Here is a 13,408-nt window from a genome sequence, read left to right on the forward strand (position 1 = left end):
AGTTTTATGTAGCAATGTCGCTGAATTAAAACTTGTTGTAATAGATCTTTATGCCAAATAAATGACATTTGGTGTATGCTGATGGGTGCCGCGCAATGGTTTGAGATATGAACTTAGTGAACCTACGACTCATGCAATTGTGCTGACTCTCGGTGCCGCCGACTCATGAATACCAAAGACAATGCAATTACCGTAAGGATGATCCCAAGCATTTGAAATCCCTTGAAGCTAAACGTACCTCCCATTACGATAGCTATCAATAATGAAGAGATAATGGTTCCCAGATATCTGGATGTGTTAAATAATCCGGATGCTACACCGATTATTTCTTTTGGAGAACTTTGGAACAGGGCTGCTTGCATACCTACATTGTTCAAACCGTTGCTAATTCCGAATGCAGCTAAAGCCAAACACACGCTGATAACCGGTGAAGTTGGATTCAATGTCACGAGCCACACTGACCCCAATGTCATCAGAATTGCGGACACCAGCAATGCCGGTCTGGGTCCTGATTTATCGATCCATTGTCCTGCAATTGGAGAAGTAATTAGCGAGCACAAGCCTAAGCTTAGCATGAGAATGCCTGTTTGGAACTCGCTGACATGACGTACCATTTGCAAGTAGGACGGAAGCCCGAAAAAGAGCGAGTAATATAGTACATTAACGAGCATGAATTCAACATTCACCCAAGTCATTGCAGGGTACTTGGCGAATGTGCGTAAAGGGATAAAGGGTGATGTCGCTTTTAACTCATGTCGTACGAATATCCCCAGCGCAACGAGACCTATCAGCCCGACAATGACATTTCCTAATGAGATATGTCCAAATGATTTTGCTGAGAGTAATCCAACGAGTAGGGTAACCAAAGCCACTGTGAAGAGCAGAATCCCTGATGCATCAATCAATTCAAACCATTTACGAAAGGACATGTTGCGTGCTAAGGATGTTGGCAGTTCATCCTTAGGAATATTCCTCCAAGCCAATACAAAGCTGGCCACCACAAACGGAATATTGATGAAAAAGATAGCAGGCCAATTCCACCAATGAATCAAGACTCCGCCAATAAAGGGGCCAATTGCTGCTGCTCCAGATAGGAATATGGACAAAACAGACAACGCAGTTGCTTGTTTTTCTGTAATATGAATTCGAACAATAGCCATTCCAACCCCAACCATCATGCTTGTTCCGATGGATTGCACAATGCGGAACACGATGAGCCACCCGAAATTTGGTGATAATGGAGCCAATAATGATGCAATGAAGGCTACAACAAGCCCGGTAAGAAATATCTTTCTACGACCGAATAAATCGCTGGCTTTTCCCATGACAGGTTGAGCGATGCTACTTGCAATGTAGAAAGAAAAAATAATCCAGGAAACACCTGTAAAGTCAAGTTGGAACACTTTTTGCAGACTTGGAATAGCAACAGAAACCATCGAAGAATTTAATGGGTTCAATAGTATCCCTAGACCAACTGAAATCATTAACCACCAGCTGCGAACGCTCATTTCTGGTCCCCCCATAGCGAATTAATGTCATCGTACTTGAAACCGATTATTTATTCCAACGCATTTGATGTTATAATCTCATTGACTTGGGGGAATGAATGGGGGATCATAATGGAACTTCTTCAACTGCAATATTTTCTGACGGTAGCTCGTTTGGAACATGTGACCGAAGCTGCACGAAGTCTGCACGTTACTCAATCGTCGCTGAGCAAAACGATTCAGCGCCTGGAGGAAGATCTGGGGGTTCCTCTATTCGATCGAACAGGGAGGAAACTGCGATTGAATGAGTTCGGAAGCAGATTCCTTCACCGTGCAGAGAGGGCTTTATTTGAATTGGAGCAGGGGAAGCAGGAGCTTAGTGATTTATCCAGCCCGGAACATGGCACTCTCGAATTGGCGGTGACCACCGCTAGCACATTACCCAATATCCTTCGAGAGTTTCGGAAAAAGCGACCCTATATTCAATTTCATGTGCAAATGCTGACTACGCAGGAAATGGTAACGCTTCTTCATAGAGGCGAGGTCGATTTTTGCTTGTCCTCACCTCCAATAGAGGGAGATGACATCGAATGCCAAATCGTGTTTATCGACCCAATCCTTGTAGCTGTTCCAAAGGGACATCGGCTGGCAGATCGAAGCAGTGTAACGTTGACAGATCTAAGGGATGAATGGTTTGTCGGTGTAAAGAGAGGCTACGGTACTCGCGATTTAGTGGACTCTATATGCAAATCGGAAGGTTTTATACCTAAGTATGTGTATGAGGGGGATGAACCTGCAAGGCTTAGTACGCTTGTGGAAGCTGAAATTGGCATAGCCTTCATACCAAGCACGGCAAGAAATTCACGGGAACATCTTAAATATCTCCAAGTAGAAAATCACGAATTGGTACGGGAGATCGCTTTATTATGGCACAGGAGTCGGTATATTTCGCGGGCTGCTCTGGAATTCCGTGAGGTAGTTGTAGAATATTTCGGAGCGATATCCAAACAGACAAATTAATCCCAAATATAAGCGAAATAAAAAACATTAACAAAAGCGGTAGCGTAGGACATGTTAACCAAACGTCCTAAGCGGCCGCTTATTCTTTTATTCAACTGCATAATTTGTAATTTCGATTTGTACGCTGCCATACACACACGCCCAGCTATTGAAGGAGTTTTTGGATTGTACTAACCCATCTTTCTCAGCTGGCGAAACTGCTCCGGCGTGATGCCTGTATGCTCCCGAAATCTCTTGATAAAATAGCTGCTTTGATGAAAGCCGGTTTCCAGTGCAATCTGCTTTACAGTGAGTGCCGTAGATACAAGCAATTGTTTGGCCAGCGTTATTCGGCATTGGAGCAAATATTGAGCTGGAGTACTACCCATGATCTGATGGAAGAGTCGGCTAAAATGAAAGGAGCTATAACCTGACGTCGCAGCCATTGTCTTCAAATCGAGCATGTTTCGACAATGCATACGAATATATTCCGCCGTATGACGAATCCTCTCATGGACGGTGCCGCCGGGAGAGGTGCCGAAAATTTGGTGGGAATGATGGACGATCTCCAGAAGGACTTCATAAAGCAGGGAAGAGATCTGTACATCATAGTCGTGACGGTAAGTTTGGGCAAGTTGCAACATTTCTTCCATCAGCGGTTTTAAACGTTCTGGCCGGTGGAGCGAGAACAGATACGGTTCGTGCATGCTTCGACCTTGTAATAGCGAATCTACATCCTGCCCGTCAAAATGAATCCATCGGACATCCCAGGGATCCTCGGGTTTAGTTCGATATTGCTGCGTCGTATGCTTGCCGAAAAGAAAGCCCATGCCAGGGGTAAGCTCGATTTCCTTCCCATCATGCACAATAGCGCCTTTGCCTGCAAAAATGATATGTAAATTGTAATCTTTCAGTAATCCTGCATTCCTTCGCTCCCCATGATTGGGGAAGTTCTTGTAATGTCCTAACGATTCGGGAAACAGTATACCTTTTAGAATGGGTGAAGGAAGATAACAATCTATTTTAATCATGTATCCATCTCCTTGAGTAAGTTAGCAAAAAAGTAATTCAATTAGCAAAATCGAGTTATTCTAATCCTTTTATTCTTATATTACAATAGATACGATTATCAGATAATCACATTTTTGTACTATCACTTCTACTGAAGGAGAATTGGAGCATGCCGAAATCCTTATCTTTAGATCGCTTTCATTTAGGAGCTTGTTATTATCCTGAACACTGGGACGAATCGTTGTGGTCGGACGATCTCATAAGAATGAAGGAACTGGGCTTCAGCATCATTCGGATTGGAGAATTTGCTTGGTCGATCTTCGAGCCGGAGGAAGGAAAGTTCGAATTCACGCTGTTTGACCGTTTCTTGGAGCAGGCAGACGCGAACGGGATTCAAGTGATCATGGGCACACCAACAGCTACGCCACCGGCATGGCTTACTTATAAGTATCCCGAGGTGCTGAACGTATCCATGGAAGGGGTCACGTTCCAACACGGTCAGCGTCGGCATTATAACTACAGCAGTCCCGTTTATTTGGAGCTTTGCGCACGTATTACAAGAGAGATGGCACAACATTACAAAGATCATCCGGCCATCATTGGGTGGCAAATTGATAATGAGCTGAACTGCGAGATAAACGTCTTCTATGCCGAGGCAGATCATCAGGCTTTCCGGCGCTGGCTAGAGGCAAAATACGGTACGTTGGAGCAACTCAACAAGGCCTGGGGGGCTGTATTCTGGAATCAAACTTACGACAGCTGGAATCAGGTCCATCTAACTCGTCCGACCGTATCCGGGTCAACGAATCCTCATCAGGCTTTGGACGAGAAGCGATTTATATCCGATAACACCATTTCGTTTGCCAAGCTACAAGTGGACATTATTCGGTCAGTGGCGCCTAATCAGTGGGTGACAACCAACGGTGTATTCGGGCATTTGGATAGCCATAAAATGACGGATCAACTGCTTGATTTTTTCTCGTACGATTCTTACCCTCAATTCAGTACCATTTATCCGGACCAAGGGGAGAAGCCATTGCTGGATCGCAAGTGGGGGCTTACTTTAAGTAACGTCAGAGGGATGTCACCAAATTTCTGCGTGATGGAGCAGCAATCCGGTCCAGGAGGATGGGTGAACAGGATGGAGATGCCATCTCCGCGCCCGGGGCAGATGCGATTGTGGACCTACCAAAGCATTGCTCACGGGGCAGACATGATTTTGTATTTCCGCTGGAGAACGGCAACGTTTGGTACGGAAATGTACTGGCATGGAATTAATGATTATCACAATCAGCCGAATCGTCGGGTCGCAGAAGCAGGCCGCGTCGGAAAGGAGCTGCAAAAGGTTGGAGGGCGGATTCTTGGCAAACGTTACGTGGCAGAGGTTGCTCTACTTCGTGACTATGATAACGAGTGGGATGGCGAGTTGGATAAATGGTATGGTCCCTTGACAAAGCAAAGTGAGCTCGGCTGGTACAAGGCACTGCAGTATGGACATATACCTTCGGATATGGCTACAATCCGTCCGGGTATGGAATCAGAACAGCTGCGGGAACTGGCCAATTACAAGGTGCTGGTATACACGCATCCGGCGATCCTACGAGACAGTACGGCAGCTATGTTACAGAAATATGTAGAGGATGGGGGCATCCTGATCTTCGGCTGCCGCACCGGTTATAAGAACGAGTTCGGTCACTGCCGCATGCAGCCACTCCCAGGCCCTGCAGCCGCAATGAGCGGCGTCCACGTAGAGGACTTTACGATGATAAATGGGACGGCATCACCTGTATCGGTGCGATTTAAGGATCAAGCTCTTGATTTTTGGGCTCCAGGCTTCAACGATATATTGAATGTTCATGCTGATACGGTAGAAGTACTCGCAGAGTACGCATCAAGCTACTATGAAGGGAAACCGGCCTTGACCGTCAACCGTGTCGGCAAGGGACTGGTCTACTATTGGGGTGCAGCTTTTGACCTAGCATTAGCGGCTGAGCTCCTAAGACAGCTGCCGGTGACATCTCCGCTTGCGGGGTGGTGCAAAGCTCCTTCGACGGTAGAAGTCGCTATTCGTGCGGATGTACAAGAAGAGCTGGTATTTCTACTGAATTACAGCGGAGAAACGGCTCAGGTTAAACTGAGTGTTGAGACGGAGGAACTCCTTTCCGGTAGGTTGCTTACTGGTACCGTACCATTGGAACCGTATGGAGTATGGGTATTAAAGAAAGTTTAAAATGAAGAGAGCATCAGCCGCTGATCTTAATCCGAAGATCAGCGGCTTTTTATTGCATAAAGCAAAGGAATAACGTGTTGCATTTGTATACAGGGTTCCGCTCAAAAATCGCTGTCTTTCCTATGGGTTCTTGAACCAGAGAAATCGGACATGATCGGCATTTAATACAAAATTAATAATTTAATACAAGTTTATTGACTCCTTCAAAGCATACAAGTAAACTAATTGTAATATAATCACAGTAAATTGAGATGGGTGATGCAATGCTTGAGCTTAGTTTTGATGATCCGGACAAGCTGGTAACGGTTACGCATGCTTTATCCACCCGTTCCCGAGTTGATATTCTCCGCCTCTTGATTTCTAAAAACCTTAATATTGTAGAAATAGCGGAAGCTCTTCAACTTCCGGTGTCTACGGTAGCCAACAATATCAAGGTTCTGGAGGCTGCTAGACTGATTAATACAGAGCTGCTGCCTGCCTCTCGCGGCGCGATGAAGATGTGCAGCCGCAATTATGATGACATTCATATTGCGCTAAATCTTGAAAAAGCAGTACCCAAAGGGGATGTACAGATCTACGAAGTGGACATGCCGATCGGTCATTATAGCGATTGTGAGGTTTCACCGACGTGCGGTATGGCCAATGCAGACGGGATGATCATACGCGAGGACGAACCGGCGAGTTTTTTCCACCCGAAGCATATCGGAGCCCAGATGATATGGTTCCGCAAGGGCTATGTCGAGTATTTAATGCCGCTCGAAATACCTGCAGGAGCGCGCATAGAATCGCTTGAGCTATCGATGGAAATGTGTTCTGAAGCACCAAACTATGACAACAATTGGCCTTCTGATATTTCCTTGTGGGTTAATGGCGTGGAGATTGGCATGTGGACGTGTCCCGGTGATTTTGGAGACAGGCGCGGCAAGCTGAATCCTGCCTGGTGGTATGAGTGGTCTACCCAGTATGGGTTGCTCAAGACCTGGCGAGTAGATAAAGAGAAGACTGCGCTGGATATGGAGAAGGTTTCCTCGGTTACACTGGATCAGCTCAACCTGCAAAACAGCCACAAATTGCGTTTGCGGATCGGAATTAAGCCAGATGCGGTGCATCAAGGTGGGCTCAACCTGTTCGGAAAGCAATTTGGAGATTATGATCAGAATATCAAAATGACTGTGAATTATGTCATGGATTGAGATATTGGTGAAATGGATAGGCTTTAGTTGCAGGTGCTCTGTAGCTAAAGCCTTATTCAGTTTATTAGTTACATAAAATTAACTTGAAAGCGTTGACATTAAAAATGCATCACTATATAATCCCCTAAAGATACAATAATAGTGTAACAAATCGATTTTATTGTTTGTATTTCGAAGCGGAGGTAAAGGATGACGATCGGACCTACAGATGATAGCAATGCACTGTAAAGTCATCAGGCTAAGGTGACTAATTATATATCAAAAGATAGGTGGAAACTGTATGACTACAAACGCTTATATCAAAAATTATCCAAGGCCGCAATTTGTCCGTAAAGAGTGGCTGGATTTGAATGGGGTGTGGGATTTCGCCTTCGACGACGGCAAAGTGGGTGAAAGCGAGCAATGGTATCATCATTTTTCGAAGGGAGCCAAAATCCTCGTACCTTTTACTTATGAAACCAAGGCAAGCGGGATTGGAGTCGAGACCTTCCATCCGGTGGTCTGGTACTGCAGGAGCGTGAAGGTCCCACAGGAGGCAATAGCGAAAAGGACAATTCTACATTTTCAGGGTGTAGATTATAAAGCGAAATGCTGGGTGAACGGATTTATGGCTGGTGAGCATGAAGGAGGTTATGCTGCGTTTTCTTTCGACATCACACCCTATATCACTTACGACTCGGAGAATAGCATCGTGCTTAAAGTGGAGGATAGTCAGAGCTGCACGCAGCCCCGGGGAAAGCAGCGTTGGGTGGATCAAAACTTTGAATGCTTTTATGTACAGAGCACCGGAATCTGGAAAAGTGTGTGGATTGAATATGTGAATGAGGTAAGAATCAATGAGGTCAAGATAACACCGGATATCGACCGTCATATGATCCGCTTTGACTTTCAGCTCATGGGTATCGAGGGTAAAGATAATTTACGCCTAGAGACACGGATTGCGCTGAAAGGACAGCAAGTGAAAAAGGTCAGCTTATCTGCCGACAGGCCCTGGATAACGGTAGAGGTCCATGTATTTCATGAAGCCGGTGGTCCATGGAAGCAGTGCTTGTGGTCACCGGAATCGCCAAACTTGTTCGATGTAGAGTTTATTCTGTATGAGGATGAGAAAGTGAGCGACAGGGTGTATTCTTATTTTGGCATGCGGAAAATATCGATTGAAAACGGGCAGGTTCTATTGAATAATGGCCCTCTTTACCAGCGGCTGATTCTGGATCAGGGCTACTGGCCGGAAACTTATCTGACTCCGCCGTCTGAAGAAGCCCTTATCGAAGATATCGGTAAAATAGCCGCGATGGGATATAACGGGGTTCGTAAACATATGAAGCTGGAAGACCCTCGCTTTTTATATTGGTGTGATGTGAAAGGCATGCTCGTCTGGTCGGAAATGGCGGCGACCTTTGAGTTCAATGATCAGGCGGTTAGCCGCTTTACGAAGGAATGGCTGGAAATCGTGCCGCAGCAGTACAATCATCCGAGCATCATAACTTGGGTCCCGTTCAATGAATCGTGGGGCATATCGACCATTGGACATGATGTAAGGCAGCAGCAGTTCACGCAAACCATCTATCATCTGACGAAGACGATTGATCCGTATCGTCCGGTGATTACCAATGACGGATGGGAGCATACAGTCTCGGATATTTTAACCCTTCATGATTATGTGGAGACGGGCGAAGAGTTTTTGGAGCGATATCAGGACAAGGAAAGCATTGTAAACAACAGCATCTCCTTTAACAATTGGAAATATGCCTTTGCAGAAGGATATGCCTACCGGGGACAACCAGTTATCATAAGCGAATTCGGCGGCATCGCCTTCCAGACGGACATGGGCTGGGGATACGGAAACCAGGTGAATTCAGTCGAAGCTTTTATCGAACGTTTCCGTGCAGTCACCGGAGCAATTAAAGCGACCCCCTATCTCTCGGGCTATTGCTATACACAGGTAACCGATGTACAGCAGGAAGTCAACGGATTGTTGACGGAAGACCGAAAACCGAAGGTTCCGCTTGAAGTGATTCGGGAGATAAATCTGGCTTGAAGCGATAATTAAGATAATAGAATTTCTAGAACGGCTGCATGCTGATGTCCAGTCATTGCTGCATTCACCTGTCGTACAAGGTTTTTTGTTACACACAGCTGACGGACGTGGAACAGGGAATCAACGTTCTGCTGACGCACGATAGACACCCGAAGATGCCGACCGAACAAATCAGAGCCATTATGGAAGGCCGCCTTTCCTCTTCGGTTGGAGAATAAGAGGAAGTATATGAATACGGCATCTTCAGCATTTAGAGCTAAATAAACAAAGTGTCACTGCTGTTAACCATAGAGTTTAACTTGGGATAGCAGTGTTGGAAAACAGGACAATTTTTCGCATACAGGATTTTTAGTAGAAAACTGGATTTAATTATTTTGGTTTTTTGTTCCCCACTCACATAACCCTTCCAAAACAGGTAATAGCGTTTCTGCTTTATTTGTGAGACTGTACTCGACTTTAGGGGGGACTTGAGGATATTCTTTTCGATTCACCAGACCATCTGCTTCCAATTCTTTTAGTTGTGAACTCAATGTTTTATAAGTAATAGCCCCTATCTGTCTTTTCAGATCATTAAAGCGAACTGTTCGGTTTTCGGCTAGGAGATAAATAATAACCATTTTCCATTTACCACCAATCAATGAAACTGTATAACCAAAAGGTGTATCTTGAATATTTTTAACTTTACCTTTAAATTCAGCCATACTCATGTTTACACTATCCTTTCGGGTAGTACCTATCAAAATAGTGCGTACTACGTTTTTATTTGTGTTCAGTTTATACTAACCTTACTTTTGAAGTAAAGGAGAGAAAAACATGACTAAAAAAACAATACGCCTGTTAATGCCACAATGGCAAGGGGGAAACAATCCTAATTACTCTTTTGGAGCCGAACTGCTTGCTTGGCTAGCTCCGGATAATGAACAACCTCTTATTCATGTTCCAGTTCAAGCTTATAAGGGTACTCCGCTTGAAAACGAAAACGGTATGAATGGGAGAAAACAGCTACTTGAACAGTTAGAGGCTGCTCAGCATATCATTGATGCTCATAAGCCAGATCGCATTGTAATGTTTGGTGGTGACTGCTTAGTGGAACAAGCTCCATTTGCCTATTTGAACGAACGATACGGTGGGGAATTAGGTTTAATTTGGATCGATGCTCACAGTGATTTAGTTAGATATGTGGGCTATGATAACGGTCATACATTACCGCTCGGAAATCTTTTGGGAGAAGGAGATGAGGAGTTCACAAAACATGTGAAAATCCCACTAAAACCTGAAAATGTCTTTATCGCGGGATTAGCGGCTCCTACAGAACAAGAATCAGAAGTCATTTCAGAAGCGTTTCAAAGACTAGATATAGCTCCTGTAGAATCAGACACAGAAATGATTCAAAGACTAGGAATTAAAACTGCAGGGACCAAAGAGTTAACGAATAGTACTGAATCTATAAGAGAGTGGATTAAAGAAAGTGGCATTAAGCACCTAGCTATTCACCTTGATTTAGATGTGCTTGACCCAAAAGCATTTCGTTCTTTATTATTCGCCAACCCTGAAGCACCTTATAATTTTTCTCCTGCGGGAACAATGCAAATGCCTCAGCTACTTAATCTGATTAAAGAACTATCTGAAGAAACAGATGTAGTTGGATTAGGTATAACGGAGCATATGCCGTGGGATTCTATTAACTTAAAGAATCTGCTTGGAGAGATACCTATTTTAATATCTTAGGATAATCGTTTATTATTTTTATATTATCTTTCTTAAAAGGACAATCAAGGAGAAGTGGTCGTACGATTTCAGGAAAGATAGGGCGATTGAATATAAAATATAAATTAAAATGAGGGAGTTGACCTGTAGGGGTATGGTCTTTTTATCAGTTTGTCTGTTTGTACTCCGCTTATACTTTTCGGAAGCTACACATTAGGCGAATATCCCCTATAATGGATTCTTAAAACTAAAATTACAGGAGCATCTTAGTATGTCAAAATACGTTGAAATCGGTTACCCAATATATGAAGGAATGCCTGTTTATCCAGGAATGCCAGAAGTGAAGTTAGAGCCTAGAGAGCGTTTGGACAAAGGGGATGCCTGGAATGGAAGTGTGTTAAGTATGTATCTTCATGTCGGCACCCATGTCGATGCACCGTGGCATCATTTAAATAACGGTAAGGGAATAGATGCTGTTCCGATAGAATTCATCTATCGAAAACCGCTATTAATTGATTGTCCTCTTGATCCGAACGGCTTTATTACCATTGAAATGCTTCAGGAATATGAAGAGCTGCATGAAGCGGATATTCTCATCTTTAATACAAGCTATTGGAAACACCGAGATACGGATTTTGAGAAATACGCTAATAATTTCCCAGCCGTCTCTCCCAAAGCAGCGGAATTCATCCGTAAAAATTTGCCGAACTGCAAAGCTGTGGCCATTGATACCATGAGCATTGAAAATCTGGAAGAAGCCAAAAGAAACGGCTATTTTGTTCACCATGCCTTCTTAGACCATGAAAAATATGAAGAGCCGACAATGCTCATTTACGAAGACATAAACCCTTCACCATTAATTGGTAAAAAGATATTATCTGCTTTCACAGCACCACTTCGCATTAAAAATCACGATGCATCTATGGTTAACATCATTGTTGAAGTTGAAGAATAAAAGCTAACGAGGAACAATAGGTTTATCGAACACAGGTGCAGACTTCAGCACTGCAAGGAGAGACAACAACATATACGCATAAGAAGTCGCCATTTTGGCGGCTTTTTTTGTTTTAGCGAAAATCTACGCTAAGCCTTCAGATGTAATCAACTTATTTTGATAGACGTTGGTTAGCCGCTATTTATTTCTTTTGATTTTTATAACATGGCGTGTCAAATGTGCGGGCATAAAGTCTTCTATATAGCACATAATAACAATAATTTGAAAAGAATATTTTCATAAGAATGAAAAGGAAAATATTACTTTAAGCATATTCTTATCTCTAACATTCTTTGTGAAGTTGAATGATAGTTGTTATAAGAACTATTTTTTACTCTTTTAGAACTATTTTAATCTATTCATTTGAGGTCGATATAATTGAGCTGCTTTTATTCGTAAAAGTAAAATTTTCTAGGAAGTTGGTATCAACTTCCTAGAATGAAAAATAATGTAGCTTGCAATCAGAAGTGTCATAGGGAGAAATATCACAGTGAAATCAATTAAATGAATACGATGGTAGAAATCGACCAGCCGTTCCTTTAGAGAGGAGGTGGTACATAAGAATATTGGGGATTCTGTTAATCGCTTCGACTTTCTCACAGACAGCATCTGCACATACGGTGAATCCTAATGGACAAGCCACAACCAAGGAAGTGATGAACTGGCTCGCTAATCTGTCATCGGAAAATCGCGTAGTGTCAGGAGCATTCGGCGGGTACACAAATGCGTCATTTTCTATGACCGAAGCTAATCGAATTGAAAATGCAACAGGACAGTCCCCTGCCGTGTATGGCTGTGATTATTCAAGAGGATGGATGGAGACTTCTAATATTGCCGATTCGATCGATTATAGTTGTAACACCGATTTAATCTCTCATTGGAAGAACGGAGGTATACCTCAGATCAGTATGCATCTGGCTAACCCTGCGTTTAACTCTGGAAATTATAAAACCCCAATCTCAAACAGTCAGTATGAAAGAATCCTAGACTCATCAACTGAAGAGGGCCAGCGATTAGACGCTATGTTAAGCAAAATTGCCGATGGCCTTAAGCAGTTAGAAGATGAAGGTGTTCCTGTTCTTTTCAGACCTCTTCACGAAATGAATGGAGAATGGTTCTGGTGGGGACTCACCGACTATAGCCAAGAGGATAGCGAACGTATCACTTTTTATAAAAAAGTCTATCATTATATGACCGATACAAGAGGATTGGACAACCTGATATGGGTATACGCACCAGACGCCAACCGAAACTTTAAGACAGACTTTTACCCTGGATCTTCATATGTTGATATTGTTGGATTAGACGCTTATTTCTCAGATCCTTATTCGATTCAAGGATATGACGAGCTAACAGCTCTTGATAAGCCTTTTGCTTTCACAGAAGTCGGTCCGCAGGCAACCAATGGTAGTATGGATTATTCTTTATTTATCAATGCCATCAAAGAAAAATATCCGAAAACCATTTATTTCTTAGCTTGGGATGAGGGATGGAGCCCCGCGGCTAATAAAGGTGCCTACAATCTTTATAATGATGGTTGGACACTGAATAAGGGGGAAATGTGGGAAGGCAGTTCACTTGCATCATTTGCTGAATAATTGATCAATAGTTCATTAAACAGGACTATGAAGAATGCAAGTTCTTCATAGTCTCTTAAAAAACATGTCCTTTAGGGAGTTACAATAACAGCTAATGTATGAATTTTTTATCACTTACATAACTATTTCTCGGAAACTAGCGGTTCAG

The 13,408-nt window shown here is 43.3% G+C and carries 10 protein-coding genes; 7 read left to right on the forward strand and 3 right to left on the reverse strand.

The genetic code is table 11. The features are described 5' to 3' along the window. Positions 1 to 122: 122 nt before the first annotated feature. Positions 123 to 1,508, reverse strand: a complete 1,386-nt coding sequence (locus JOE49_RS17790) for an MFS transporter (RefSeq protein ID WP_209942231.1) — start codon at positions 1,506 to 1,508, stop codon at positions 123 to 125. A 111-nt stretch (positions 1,509 to 1,619) separates the two neighbouring features. On the opposite strand from JOE49_RS17790, the gene JOE49_RS17795 reads away from it, so the two are divergent. After that, positions 1,620 to 2,507, forward strand: a complete 888-nt coding sequence (locus tag JOE49_RS17795) for a LysR family transcriptional regulator (RefSeq protein WP_075154203.1) — start codon at positions 1,620 to 1,622, stop codon at positions 2,505 to 2,507. 170 nt (positions 2,508 to 2,677) lie between these two features. Here the strand turns inward: JOE49_RS17795 and JOE49_RS17800 are convergent, their stop codons facing one another. Further along, positions 2,678 to 3,517, reverse strand: coding sequence for a helix-turn-helix transcriptional regulator (locus JOE49_RS17800; protein WP_081327480.1), 840 nt, complete (start codon positions 3,515 to 3,517; stop codon positions 2,678 to 2,680). Between the two features lie 149 nt (positions 3,518 to 3,666). Between JOE49_RS17800 and JOE49_RS17805 the strand changes: the two genes are divergently transcribed. The 3 genes from JOE49_RS17805 to JOE49_RS17815 all read left to right on the forward strand — a co-directional run bounded on the left by JOE49_RS17805 (position 3,667) and on the right by JOE49_RS17815 (position 8,961). Then, positions 3,667 to 5,727 carry a beta-galactosidase gene (locus JOE49_RS17805; RefSeq protein ID WP_209942233.1) on the forward strand — a complete coding sequence of 687 codons (2,061 nt, stop codon included), beginning with the start codon at positions 3,667 to 3,669 and terminating at the stop codon, positions 5,725 to 5,727. A gap of 263 nt (positions 5,728 to 5,990) precedes the next feature. Beyond that, positions 5,991 to 6,920, forward strand: a complete 930-nt coding sequence (locus JOE49_RS17810) for an ArsR/SmtB family transcription factor (RefSeq protein ID WP_023988598.1) — start codon at positions 5,991 to 5,993, stop codon at positions 6,918 to 6,920. A 280-nt stretch (positions 6,921 to 7,200) separates the two neighbouring features. Further along, on the forward strand, positions 7,201 to 8,961 hold the full coding sequence (locus JOE49_RS17815) for a glycoside hydrolase family 2 protein (RefSeq protein ID WP_209942235.1): 1,761 nt from the start codon (positions 7,201 to 7,203) through the stop codon (positions 8,959 to 8,961). A gap of 365 nt (positions 8,962 to 9,326) precedes the next feature. On the opposite strand, the gene JOE49_RS17820 is transcribed toward JOE49_RS17815, so the two are convergent. After that, positions 9,327 to 9,668, reverse strand: coding sequence for a winged helix-turn-helix transcriptional regulator (locus tag JOE49_RS17820; protein ID WP_209942237.1), 342 nt, complete (start codon positions 9,666 to 9,668; stop codon positions 9,327 to 9,329). A 106-nt stretch (positions 9,669 to 9,774) separates the two neighbouring features. Between JOE49_RS17820 and JOE49_RS17825 the strand changes: the two genes are divergently transcribed. From JOE49_RS17825 to JOE49_RS17835, 3 genes are all read left to right on the forward strand, one after another. Next, the gene (locus JOE49_RS17825) at positions 9,775 to 10,689 is read left to right on the forward strand and encodes an arginase family protein (protein WP_071558742.1); all 915 of its coding nucleotides are present in this window, start codon (positions 9,775 to 9,777) and stop codon (positions 10,687 to 10,689) included. 250 nt (positions 10,690 to 10,939) lie between these two features. After that, positions 10,940 to 11,623 (forward strand): cyclase family protein, encoded by a 684-nt coding sequence (locus JOE49_RS17830; RefSeq protein ID WP_209942239.1) that lies wholly within the window; start codon positions 10,940 to 10,942, stop codon positions 11,621 to 11,623. 596 nt (positions 11,624 to 12,219) lie between these two features. Continuing rightward, complete coding sequence (locus JOE49_RS17835; RefSeq protein ID WP_209943655.1) at positions 12,220 to 13,260, forward strand: glycosyl hydrolase; 1,041 nt, start codon at positions 12,220 to 12,222, stop codon at positions 13,258 to 13,260. The last annotated feature ends 148 nt before the right edge of the window (positions 13,261 to 13,408 follow it).

Origin of the sequence: Paenibacillus sp. PvR133, assembly GCF_017833155.1 — a bacterium.
In the GTDB taxonomy this organism is placed as follows: domain Bacteria; phylum Bacillota; class Bacilli; order Paenibacillales; family Paenibacillaceae; genus Paenibacillus; species Paenibacillus polymyxa_B.

Coding starts and splice junctions, on each gene's coding strand:
- JOE49_RS17810 (WP_023988598.1), top strand. CDS start 5,991: ATGCTTGAGCTTAGTTTTGATGATCCGGACAAGCTGGTAACGGTTACG.
- JOE49_RS17830 (WP_209942239.1), top strand. CDS start 10,940: ATGTCAAAATACGTTGAAATCGGTTACCCAATATATGAAGGAATGCCT.
- JOE49_RS17815 (WP_209942235.1), top strand. CDS start 7,201: ATGACTACAAACGCTTATATCAAAAATTATCCAAGGCCGCAATTTGTC.
- JOE49_RS17820 (WP_209942237.1), bottom strand. CDS start 9,668: ATGAGTATGGCTGAATTTAAAGGTAAAGTTAAAAATATTCAAGATACA.
- JOE49_RS17795 (WP_075154203.1), top strand. CDS start 1,620: ATGGAACTTCTTCAACTGCAATATTTTCTGACGGTAGCTCGTTTGGAA.
- JOE49_RS17825 (WP_071558742.1), top strand. CDS start 9,775: ATGACTAAAAAAACAATACGCCTGTTAATGCCACAATGGCAAGGGGGA.
- JOE49_RS17790 (WP_209942231.1), bottom strand. CDS start 1,508: ATGAGCGTTCGCAGCTGGTGGTTAATGATTTCAGTTGGTCTAGGGATA.
- JOE49_RS17800 (WP_081327480.1), bottom strand. CDS start 3,517: ATGATTAAAATAGATTGTTATCTTCCTTCACCCATTCTAAAAGGTATA.
- JOE49_RS17805 (WP_209942233.1), top strand. CDS start 3,667: ATGCCGAAATCCTTATCTTTAGATCGCTTTCATTTAGGAGCTTGTTAT.